The sequence below is a fragment of the Acinetobacter sp. GWC1_38_13 genome (genome assembly GCF_001767535.1).
GTDB lineage: Bacteria > Pseudomonadota > Gammaproteobacteria > Pseudomonadales > Moraxellaceae > Acinetobacter > Acinetobacter junii.
Genome location: NZ_MELG01000109.1, coordinates 1 through 9,366 on the forward strand (window position 1 = coordinate 1; position 9,366 = coordinate 9,366).

General features: G+C 37.8%; 8 protein-coding genes. 4 read left to right on the forward strand and 4 right to left on the reverse strand.

The window, feature by feature from the left end; all coding sequences use genetic code 11:
- Positions 1–48 precede the first annotated feature (48 nt).
- Positions 49–1,770: a GGDEF domain-containing protein gene (locus tag A2003_RS11770; RefSeq protein WP_286687418.1), complete on the reverse strand. Its 1,722-nt coding sequence runs from the start codon at positions 1,768–1,770 to the stop codon at positions 49–51.
- Between the two features lie 1,467 nt (positions 1,771–3,237).
- Here A2003_RS11770 and omp33-36 point away from each other — a divergent pair.
- On the forward strand, positions 3,238–4,104 hold the full coding sequence (omp33-36, locus tag A2003_RS11775; protein ID WP_004964892.1) for a porin Omp33-36: 867 nt from the start codon (positions 3,238–3,240) through the stop codon (positions 4,102–4,104).
- A gap of 116 nt (positions 4,105–4,220) precedes the next feature.
- Here the strand turns inward: omp33-36 and A2003_RS11780 are convergent, their stop codons facing one another.
- Entirely contained in the window at positions 4,221–4,871 is a 651-nt protein-coding gene (locus A2003_RS11780) for a response regulator (RefSeq protein ID WP_004909861.1), read from the reverse strand.
- A gap of 353 nt (positions 4,872–5,224) precedes the next feature.
- Between A2003_RS11780 and msuE the strand changes: the two genes are divergently transcribed.
- Entirely contained in the window at positions 5,225–5,965 is a 741-nt protein-coding gene (gene msuE / locus A2003_RS11785) for an FMN reductase (protein ID WP_039047803.1), read from the forward strand.
- 22 nt (positions 5,966–5,987) lie between these two features.
- The gene (gene sfnG / locus A2003_RS11790) at positions 5,988–7,100 is read left to right on the forward strand and encodes a dimethylsulfone monooxygenase SfnG (RefSeq protein ID WP_286687419.1); all 1,113 of its coding nucleotides are present in this window, start codon (positions 5,988–5,990) and stop codon (positions 7,098–7,100) included.
- A gap of 73 nt (positions 7,101–7,173) precedes the next feature.
- Here the strand turns inward: sfnG and A2003_RS11795 are convergent, their stop codons facing one another.
- Positions 7,174–7,587 carry an Lrp/AsnC family transcriptional regulator gene (locus tag A2003_RS11795; RefSeq protein WP_151790389.1) on the reverse strand — a complete coding sequence of 138 codons (414 nt, stop codon included), beginning with the start codon at positions 7,585–7,587 and terminating at the stop codon, positions 7,174–7,176.
- Positions 7,588–7,689: 102 nt separating this feature from the next.
- On the opposite strand from A2003_RS11795, the gene A2003_RS11800 reads away from it, so the two are divergent.
- On the forward strand, positions 7,690–8,244 hold the full coding sequence (locus A2003_RS11800) for a cysteine hydrolase family protein (protein WP_262579448.1): 555 nt from the start codon (positions 7,690–7,692) through the stop codon (positions 8,242–8,244).
- A 42-nt stretch (positions 8,245–8,286) separates the two neighbouring features.
- Here the strand turns inward: A2003_RS11800 and A2003_RS11805 are convergent.
- Positions 8,287–9,366, reverse strand: a 1,080-nt coding sequence (locus tag A2003_RS11805; RefSeq protein ID WP_286687420.1) for an AMP-binding protein, incomplete at its 5' end; no start/stop codon positions are given.

Sequence of the window (9,366 nt, forward strand, 5' to 3'; positions counted from 1 at the left end):
ATAAAACGGTGATCAATTCACCGTTTTTTATTTAATGGACAAAATTATTTATCCCTCCACCACATTCTTCCCTTTAGCCTTCGCTCTTAACATCGATTGATCCGCATTTTCTAGCAGTTCAAGCCAGCTTTCTGCTCCGACAGCAACTCCAATACTTACCGATACTTGGATGGATTCACCTAAACTCGAAACCTCTATAAACTGACTAGCGATTTCAGTACGAATACTTTCCGCAATATGCTTAGCTGCATCTAACTGAATATTTTCAATAACCACTAAAAACTCATCACCACCATAACGCACAATCAGATCAGATGCCCTTACGTTATGCTTCAATTGATCCGCGATCATTGTAATCACCTGATCACCCACAATATGACCATACTGATCATTGACCAACTTAAAGTTATCAATATCAATTACGATCACACCTGTTTTAGAAAACGCATTTGGGCGACTTTCCAAAACCCGAATGTATTCATCCAAAGCTAAACGATTCGCTACACCAGTCAGCACATCTGAGTTCGCGATTTTCTTCAACTGAGACTCCATCATGTCTCGTTGTTTTAACATCGCTTTTAAACGATCGATCGCTTCGAATAATGAAGCAAATTCCTGTTTTGATGCTTTCGTATGCAGGTCTTCATAGGACGTGTTAGATAAGCGTAAGATCATTTGGCGAGCCCTAATTAAAGGCATAAATACCTTTCGCTTGGTATAAATCATAATAAATAGAGCAGTCAGCAATGAAACACTGGTCATACACAATGTAAAAATCAGTTGTTGTTTTGCTTTTCTATTCTGTTCATACGCTACTTGGATACTGCTATCCAAAATATAATTTTGTAGATCCATCACCGTAATAAATTTATCTACAATTTGCTCCGTGAGTTGCGTTCCTGTAAGTGAATATGTTTGTTTCTTCGCACTCTCATCTAATAATCTTGAGATCAGTGGTAATCCCTGATCAAGAAACTCCGTTTTTACACGTCGATGTAAACGATAATATTCTGTAGTTTTGGTTTGTTCAGGCTGAATCGTATCAACCAAAGACCATAGATATCTGGCTTGATGTTGAGTTTGTAATGATCGAGCACGATTAATATCTGATATCGTTTGCTTAAACGTCACAGGTGCCATGATATTAGATGCTACGCGACCCGCTTGATCACGCATATCCGTTAAAACAACAATAGAAATAAAGTAATTTGACATCTTACTGTCTTTACTTTTTGCTTCTAGCATCAAAGCACTCAGATATTCACGTGTCTTATCCCATGCAGCGAACATGGAAGCTATCGCATGATCTAATTCTGCTGCATTACGTTGTTTTGGAGGGATCAGAGCATAGTCATCAACGACTTTTCGTGACTGTGCTAATTGAGTTTTTAAATCAGAATTTAAAGCCGTCGCGATAGAGTTAAAACCTGCTTGATGAAGTGTTGTAATCGCCTCATCAATTTGCTGATCGACAACCAGTCTAAATTCTTTCAACTCCTTTTGATGTTGCTGAAGCTCATCAGGCGTACTCGACATGAGCTTATTGGCAGGCGCTCGCTCTCTTGAAATCTTATTGGCTGTTTTTACTAAGGCCCGCAAACTTGTGATTTCTGATAATACTTGTTGAGTTTTTATATAATCTTGATAACTATGAATTATTAATGGAATAGAAATGTATAAGATCGAAAAAATAATCACGACCATGCAAGAAAATAGACGAAGGCTAATCTGCTCTGAACGTAATTTAACACGTTTCAAACTACGTTCCATGAAGACATCCTGCTCTTTTCAAAAATTCATCCTATTTGATTTCTTGAGAATATTAATCTTACCTTAATTTTTAATTTGCGCTGATATGATTCCAATTAATTTTGAGACTTTTATAATCAAAGAATAATATGCAACTTTTTAAATTTCATTTTATTAAAATAACACTTTAAAATAATTAAACTAGTTTAGTTTTAACAATACTCTGGTGTATTTACAAGTATTTATAAAAAATGAATAGTCTCTTTATCATTTGATACAGCAGAAAATTTTAAGCTATTGATTTAATCAAAAAAAACAAATAATCGAAAAAACAAATTCTGAAGATAAATATTATCAATTTCCCTAATTAAGTAAAAAGAGACACAATCAATTTAGATAAGAAATTAAGCAATTTGATACAAATTCCTCAAGGATGTTTCTCCCAATGATCAAACATCCTTCTTCTCATACCCAACCCACCTCATAGGGTTGGGTCTTTTTTATTATTAATTTACTAAAAAACCATCAAAACCAAAAACTAAAGCAGAATATAAACACCACGTAAAAATAATATATATCCCAGATAATCTAGTTATTAACCATGTGGTATATGTGATTCATTATCAATATAAATTTATGCCAAATGCAATCGAAGTACTTTCAACATCTTGAATATCGGTCATTGAGATATTGCTATTTTAATATTATTTTTAAAAACTAACTGCATGTGGTTTTTTTTAATGTTGTCATACTTTGTCTTACGACTTGATGTCTGAAGCTGATCAAACAGTCGAGCGAACAGCTATTTCATAGATTTATAAATAATTTTTTATTTGAACAACTTATAAATCAAATTTCCTACACTAAAAAATTGATAAAAAAAGCTCAGCCTTGGGGAAAGCCGAGCTAGTAAAATCAGATGCTTTTAAACATCGAATACTCAAGAAAATGTTATGAGATAGAATGCTAAACAAATATCTCTTGGGCGCAATTATGTGAACTAAGTCTCCAAATGTAAAGTCGATTAAATAGATCAGGATTCTTTTTTTGATCGTTTTTTGGAATTAAAAAACAACACTGTTCAATTAAATAGCAAACCTTGCCCCGAACTACTGTTAAAAAATATGATTTATCATTCCAATTTGTAAAAAAAATAGATTTTGAACACACTTTTTCCAGCCAATTATGACAGTTTTAAGAAACCGATAATTGATAAATTAGATTAATACAATCGTATTTATCAATCAAAATAGTAAATTATGAACCCCAAATAATATGTGCTTTTATTCACTATTTTGAATCTATCTATTTGTAAGATATAAACTTCAATATCGGTTGACAGCACCACACACAGTTGTATGTATTTTGATCACAACCTGAGTGCATTATGATCGTTTATCGGGTTCTCAGATTTATTACATTGACATCATATTTTGTTACAATACAATGACTCAACTTTATTCATTACTGTTAAAGCTGGAAATTATTATGAAAAAACTCGGTTTAGCCACTGCTTTAGTATTAGCCATGACCGGTGCTCACGCTTACCAATTCGAAATACAAGGTCAGTCTGAAGCTCTAGATTCTAACGATGAAAACAGAGATTTTAATAATTACACTGTTGGCGGACAAGCAACTTACTACTTCAAAAATGTAGATGCTTCTAAAGGTCCTTTAGCTGAAGCAGCTTTTGTTAACCAAGCTTCTAACGTATCTCTTGGTTATAACTTTGCTAATCTTGACGAAGTTAAATCTCAAAACGTAGGTGTTAAAGCTGAAGCTTATGTACCAACTCCATATACACCAGCGTATGCAAGCTTAAGCTATAGCGCGACTGATAATGATGGTAAATATGGTCTTAATGATGACCGTGGTCAGCGTTGGGCTGTTGAATTTGGTTCGGTAATCGCTCCTAACTTCCTTGTTGCTGTAGGTTATACAAACGTTGTTGAACAAACATCTTTGGATACTTTCAAAATCTTAAATAGTGGTTTTGCTAAAGCAGTTGGTGAAACAGCGACTATCGCTGATGACCAAGATGCAATCACTGCTCGTACTAAATACGTTGGTGCGATCGATGGTACTCCAATGTCAATCGGTTTTGAAACTGGTCTCGTTTATGGTGAAGACACTGCATACGAGTTAAAAACTGATTTGTACTTAAACTCTCAACTTAGCGCTGGTGTTTCTTACGCTGAATCTAGCTTTGCTGGTTCACCAGACTCAGCTTGGGGCGTGAACGTAAATTACTTCATCACTCCAGCGATCGCTGTTGGTGCAAGCTACTTAAATGCTAATGGTGTTAATGCAGCTGATATGCAAACTGTAGGCTTAAACGCTAAAGTACGCTTCTAATGCAGTCATAGATGTTCTAATTAAGCATCTATGCATAAAAAACCCAGTTCATATGAACTGGGTTTTTTATTGTCTTTAAACATTTGAATAACCGAATGAGTTATTCAACTTGTTAATTACATCTTTTTATCTTCGATATTTAATGCACTAATCGCAAGTACTGCCTGCGTACGGTTTTGTACGCCTAATTTGCGGAAAATTGCTGTCACATGCGCTTTAATTGTCGCTTCTGAAACATCTAGCTCATAAGCAATTTGTTTATTCAACAAGCCTTCAGCAACCATCATCAACACACGGAACTGTTGTGGTGTGAGTGATTGTAAACGTTCTGCCAAAGCCGTTTCATCGGCAGCGCGAGGATCAAAACCTGAATGTGTCGGTAGATTTGGAGGTAACCAAATCTCACCTTCCAAAACATGTTTAATAGCTTCACCAATATGACTTGGATGAGATGATTTTGGAATATAACCCATCGCACCATGTGCAATCGCACGCTGAATGATGGAGGTTTCTTCATGTGCAGAAACAACAATGATAGGAATTGCAGGATATTGCGCTCTCACATATACCAACGCAGAAAAACCAGAGGCACCTGGTAGATTTAAATCCAACAAAACTAAATCTGGCTCTGCACCATGTTCTAAGCGTTCATAAAATTCATCAACATCCGCAGTTTCCTGAATTTGTGCCTGCGGAATGCTATAACGAACCGCTTGAATCAAAGCGTGTCTAAATAACGGATGGTCATCTACAATTAAAATATTCATAAGCGCTTTACGCAATCTGCAAGTACGTCACTGTACGGTGTTTATTCAAATCTAATCTATCTTAGCCTATTTTTGAAATAAACTGTTGTAAGAGCATCAAAACTTATTTATTTCGCAAATATGAAAAATAAATCAGATAATGATATAACTCACACAACCTAGATCATTCCCAAACTACTATACCGAAATAGCGAATAGAAACAGAGCATTAAATTCATTTAATTTGCTTCAAAACGTGATTTTTCAACTTATATTTAAAACAGATAAGCTTGCAGCATTTCCTTATTTTACAGTCGACACGAGCTATAGATAAATAAATAGCAATTCCTTATTGCTGATTTAGGCGTTTATCCATGTCACATCAAAATAACCTTTCTACTCCCTTAAATATTGTTGCGGTCTCAGGTGGCTTAAATAGCCCGTCAAAAACAGAAAGCTTGGTACAAGCAATTTTGGATGAACTTGCGGAGGCAACTCAGATCCATGTGCATTTTATTAAACTCAGTGAGATTGGTCCCTTATTAGGAGGTGCCATCTATCGAAATCAGTTACCACAACGTGTCCAAGATGATTTAGCTGCAGTTGAAGCTGCCGATGCATTGATCGTGGGAACACCTGTTTACCGTGCTTCATTTACAGGTTTGTTTAAACACTTTTTTGATTTCGTAGAGCAAACTGCTTTAGTTGATGTACCTGTTTTGTTGGCTGCATCAGGAGGAAGCGACCGCCATGCTTTGGTACTAGAACATCAATTACGCCCGTTATTTAGCTTTTTCCAAGCACAAACCTTACCTATCGGAGTTTATGCAACTGATCGCGACTTTACCCCAGAATATACTGTTAAAAGTGAACAATTGGCGGATCGAGTCACCTTGGCTGTAGCACGAGCTCTGCCTATTTTGGAATGGGCACCCGCCAAAGGCAAACGTGCCGAAGTTATCAAAGCAAAAACTGAACAGGCCAATCAGAATCTCGGCATTAATAAACAAATTGAACAAGCCGAAGTTCTCCCTTCAGCCGCTGTCCCAGATTTGGATGCTGCGGAATCACGTTTACATCAGAAATCTAATAAAAATTTAACTCAGGTTGCATAAGCGACCTGAGGGAGGGAAATCTATGTCCTTGCAATCATCAGAAATTAAGTTTGCATATTGGGTTCCAAATGTGAGTGGTGGTTTAGTGGTCAGTACAATTGAACAACGTACTGACTGGAATTATGACTACAACATTCGTTTGGCGCAAACAGCAGAAAAAAATGGTTTCGAATATGCACTCACTCAAATCCGTTTTACTGCGGGCTATGGTGCAGAAAATCAGCATGAATCGGTGAGCTTTAGTCACGCTTTGTTGGCAAAAACAGAGAAACTCAAAGTGATTGCGGCGATTTTGCCAGGGCCGTGGAAACCAGCACTTGCAGCAAAGCAATTGGCAACGATTGATTATTTAACTCAAGGTCGTATTGCCATTAATGTGGTCAGTGGATGGTTCCGTGGAGAATTTGATGCAATCGGTGAACCTTGGCCTGAGCATGATGAACGATATGCTCGTTCTGAAGAGTTTATTCGTACCCTTAAAGGCATTTGGACTACAGATAATTATAGTTTTGAAGGTAAATATTACCAATTCCAAAACTATACGCTAAAACCAAAGCCAGCACAGAAACCCTATATCGAAGTCTTTCAAGGTGGTAGTTCACGCGCCGCACGAGACATGGCAGCTCGTGTTTCTGATTGGTATTTTACCAATGGGAATAGCGTAGCAGAGATTAAGAAACAGATTGATGATGTCCGTACCAAAGCAAAACTCGAAAATCGCCATGTGAAAATTGGAGTGAATGCTTTTATTATCGCACGAGATACGGAGCAAGAAGCTCAAGCCGTGCTGAATGAAATCATCGCTAAGGCAAATGTCGAAGCAGTCAATGCATTTGGTGATGCAACGCGTGAAGCAGGTGCAGCAGCACCAGAACAAGAAGGAAATTGGGCTAAATCAACCTTTGATGATCTCGTGCAATACAACGATGGTTTTAAAACTAACTTGATCGGTACACCACAGCAGATAGCTGAACGAATCGTGGATTTAAAAAGCGTAGGCGTTGATCTCATCCTGTCTGGCTTTCTGCATTTCATTGAAGAGGTTGAGTATTTCGGTGAAAACGTTCTACCTTTGGTTCGACAAATCGAACAGCAGCAATTACAACACTTGCAAGTACCTGCCAAATCAGCTTGACACACTGAGATATAAGAAGAAAAAGAAAGAGTAAAAAACCTTTTCCTCAAGACTCGGCTTGGGGATTTTTATTTTAGTGAAGCTCTATTTCTCGCATCACAGTTTCAACTGAATAGCGACTCCACTGCGATAATTTCTCTATAAACTGATTCAATTGGGATGGATTAAAATGACTCACAATCATATAGCAGCCATTTCCTAAGGTTTTAAAACATTCATCAATCTGCGGATATTGCTTGACCAGTTGTTCAATTTCTGTAAAAGCCTGTTGTTCATTTAAGAACAGTTGAATGAATTGTTTATATTCATAACCTATCGTGATGGTGTAATTCCTAATAATACCCGCATCCATCAGTTGTGCGATTCGAGCACCTACAGCTTGCCCTGTACGATGCACGTGTTGCCCGATCTGCTTATGAGTCAGACGTGAATCGTGTTTGAGTAACGCAATAATTTTTAAATCAATTGGATCAAGTTCAATATTCATTTTTCATTACGAAAGAAAATAGGATTCAAAGCTTTCATCAGACTATAGCTGATTTTTCATCATCTCCCTAAGCTTGTTTTATCTCCTATTGGGACATTTAAAATGAAACAAGCACTACTCATTATCGACGTTCAAAATGATTATTTTAAAGATGGCAAAATGGAATTAGTGAATCCAGAGCATGCTTTAGAAAAAATTAATCAATTAGAACATTACTTTAATCAAAACAATTTACCGATTATTTATATTCAACATATCAACACTGCATCTGCGGGCTTTTTCCTTGAAAATACGCTGGGTGTTGAATTACATCCTAAACTCCTACTTAGCGACTCATCACTCGTTGTACAAAAGCATTTTCCGAATAGTTTCTTAGAAACAAATCTTCAATCAGTGCTTCAAAAGCTTCAGATCGAACAACTCGTGATTACAGGCATGATGACGCATATGTGTATAGATTCAGGTACACGTGCCGCATGCGAGCTTGGCTATCAACCAATATTAATTGCCGATGCTACAGCAACTCGTGATCTAGAATATAAAGACTCCATCGTCAAAGCATCGGATGTACAGTCAGCGTTTTTATCAGCTCTAAATGTTTTTGCAAAAGTACAAAATACCTCTGATTTCCTGAACAATCAGAAAGCACGAAAATAAAAAAGAGCGTTCAGATGAACGCTCTTTCCAGATATTTTAAATTCAACGATTTGGATAAACCGTTGCAATCAGGTTTTCCACCACTGCTGGCTCAGCCAATGTTGAAGTATCTCCTAAGCTATCTAACTCATTTGCCGCGATCTTACGCAAGATACGACGCATGATCTTACCTGAGCGTGTTTTGGGTAAAGCAGGTGCCCAATGCAAAGCATCTGGTGTCGCCACAGGACCAAGTACTTTACGCACCCAATCCACGAGCTCTTTACGAAGTTCTTCTGATTCTGCAACATCAGCCTGCAAAGTGACAAAAGTACAAATTCCTTGTCCTTTAATATCATGTGGCATACCAACGACCGCCGCTTCAGCGACTGCCTCATGCGCAACTAGCGCACTTTCAATTTCTGCTGTTCCCAAACGGTGTCCTGAAACATTGAGCACATCATCTACACGTCCAGTAATCCAGTAATAGCCATCAGCATCACGGCGTGCACCATCTCCTGTGAAATAGCAGTTTTTAAAAGTTGAGAAATAAGCTTCGATAAAACGCTGCGGGTCACCCCAAATCGTACGCATTTGACCTGGCCAAGAATCTTTAATCACAAGATTCCCTTCTGCTGCACCCTCTAACTCGTTACCTTCACCATCAACTAAAGCAGGTTGCACACCAAACAATGGACGTGTAGCAGAGCCTGGTTTGAGTGCAGTTGCACCTGGTAATGGTGAAATTAAAATACCACCTGTTTCAGTTTGCCACCATGTATCGACAATTGGGCAACGACCTTCACCGACTACTTCGTGATACCAGTTCCATGCTTCAGGGTTAATTGGTTCACCCACCGAACCAAGCAAACGTAAACTGCTGCGATCACTTTCACGGACATAGGCATCACCTTCACGCATCATCGCGCGAATCGCAGTTGGTGCAGTATATAAAATGGTAACGTTATGTTTATCAATTACATGCCCGATACGTGCCCATGTTGGGTATTGAGGAATTCCTTCAAACATCACTGTGGTGGTTGCATTGCTTAATGGACCATACAACAAATAGCTATGTCCTGTAATCCAACCCACATCAGCAGTACACCAGTACACATCATCTTCTTTTAGATCAAAGACTTC